This is a genomic window from Actinomyces provencensis (genome assembly GCF_900155435.1).
Classification (GTDB): Bacteria; Actinomycetota; Actinomycetes; order Actinomycetales; family Actinomycetaceae; genus Pauljensenia; species Pauljensenia provencensis.
Genome location: NZ_LT700229.1, coordinates 1 through 890, shown reverse-complemented (window position 1 = coordinate 890; position 890 = coordinate 1). Strand labels below are relative to the sequence as shown.

Annotated in this window: 1 protein-coding gene and 1 pseudogene; one reads left to right on the top strand and one right to left on the bottom strand. The window is 77.1% G+C overall.

Annotated elements, in window-relative coordinates:
• Positions 1–512, top strand: a pseudogene (locus tag BQ9890_RS17065) (hypothetical protein); the annotation flags it as partial.
• Positions 513–611: 99 nt separating this feature from the next.
• Here BQ9890_RS17065 and BQ9890_RS14470 read toward each other — a convergent pair.
• A partial coding sequence (locus tag BQ9890_RS14470) for an alpha/beta hydrolase (RefSeq protein ID WP_143226476.1) occupies positions 612–890 on the bottom strand: 279 nt, incomplete at its 5' end.

The window sequence follows — 890 nt, the reverse complement described above, 5'->3', positions numbered from 1 at the left end:
TCTCCCCCCCCCCCCACGACCCCGCCGGTCCCGCCTCGCGCTGGGCCCTGGGGGTGCAGACCGGGGCCCGGGTCCCCGCCCAGCTCTACGGCGGGACTAGGTACCGCCCACCCGTGGCCGGGACCCGGCTCCTGCTGGTCGGTGATCCGGCCTCCGTCCCCGCCATCGCCGACGCGCTCGCGGCGGCGCCGCCCTCGTGCACGGCGGAGGTGGTCCTCCAGGCCCCGGAGGACCAGTGGCTGCCACGGGGGGACGTTCCCGGGCGGGTGACCCGCGTCGACCCGGACCTGGGGAGTGACGGAGGCGCCCGACTGGGCCTGGGTCGCGCTGGAGTCCACACCCACCCGCCGGGTGCGTCGCGCGCTCCTGGATGCCGGTGTGCCTCGCGGGGCGGTCCAGCACCAGGCGTACTGGGTGCGGGGGCGCGCGATGGGGCGCACCGACGACTGAGGGGCCTCGCGTGCGGCGGCACCTCGCCAGTGGTCGTCGCAGGTGCGAGGGCGACACCCTGACGGAAGGGGCTCCCTCACGAGGGCGGTGCCGTTCCGGGGGAGCCCGGACCGCTGGGAGGTGCCGCAGGTGGTGGGTGCTGGGGTGGTGGGTGCCGACGGTCAGGAGAGCGCCCGACGGGTCTCCTCGACGATGCGGTCGCAGACGGGTTGGACGACGCTGCGGGGCGCGCCGAGGATGTTGAAGCCGTGCCCGACCCCGTCCACGTCGACGTGGGCGACCAGCGCGCCGGCCACCTCCAAGCGGGTGGCATAGCGGGTGCCCTCGGCGCGCAGGATGTCCCTCTGCGCGGTGACGACGAGGCCCGGCGCGATGCCCGCCAGTGAGGCGGTGTCCCAGCCCGAGGCCGGTGAGGCGGGGCGGGGGCGGCGTCTGCGGGG